Origin of the sequence: Pseudoalteromonas sp. SR44-8, from assembly GCF_014163635.1 — a bacterium.
GTDB lineage: Bacteria > Pseudomonadota > Gammaproteobacteria > Enterobacterales > Alteromonadaceae > Pseudoalteromonas > Pseudoalteromonas rhizosphaerae.
This window is the reverse complement of sequence record NZ_JACJDS010000093.1, coordinates 1-668: the sequence shown is the minus strand read 5'-3', so window position 1 is coordinate 668 and position 668 is coordinate 1. Positions and strand designations below refer to the sequence as shown.

Sequence of the window (668 nt, the reverse complement as noted above, 5' to 3'; positions counted from 1 at the left end):
CCAATGCAAAGCGAGCGTATGTACGCTGCGCTAAAAGGTTTAGGTAAAGAAGCGCGTTTAGTGATGTTACCTTACGAAGCTCACGGCTACCGTGCTCGCAAGAGTTTACTGCATGTGCTTTGGGAACAAGAACAGTGGCTGGATAAATACTTGTTAAGTGACGAAGCTCCTGCAAGCGATGCTCAAGTAAATACTGAGCCTTCTTTAACAGAATAAATTCAAAGCGCGGTTTATGCCGCGCTTGTTGATTTAATTATATGGGGATGAAGACCCACCCTTAATCTCACGGCACCTTCCCGATGCAAAGCGAGCGTATGTACGCTGCGCTCAAAGGTTTAGGTAAAGAAGCGCGTTTAGTGATGTTACCTTACGAAGCTCACGGCTACCGTGCTCGCAAGAGTTTACTGCATGTGCTTTGAGAGCAAGAGCAATGGCTCGAAAAGTACTTGTTAAGTGACGAAGCTCCTGTAAGCGATGCTCAAGCAAATACTGAACCTTCTGTATCAGAGTAAATTGAAAGCGCGGATTATGCCGCGCTTGTTGATTTAATTATATGGGGATGAAGACCCACCCTTAATCTCACGGCACCTTCCCGATGCAAAGCGAGCGTATGTACGCTGCGCTAAAAGGTTTAGGTAAAGAAGCGCGTTTAGTGATGTTACCTTACG

Annotated in this window: 1 protein-coding gene and 1 pseudogene; both read left to right on the top strand. The window is 46.1% G+C overall.

Translation table 11 applies throughout. From position 1 onward, the window contains the following. Nucleotides 1-216 (top strand): S9 family peptidase (locus H5183_RS21465; RefSeq protein WP_259397477.1); only part of this gene is annotated, 216 nt, incomplete at its 5' end. A 71-nt stretch (nt 217-287) separates the two neighbouring features. Continuing rightward, nucleotides 288-512, top strand: a pseudogene (locus H5183_RS22040) (alpha/beta hydrolase family protein); the annotation flags it as partial. Nucleotides 513-668 lie beyond the last annotated feature (156 nt).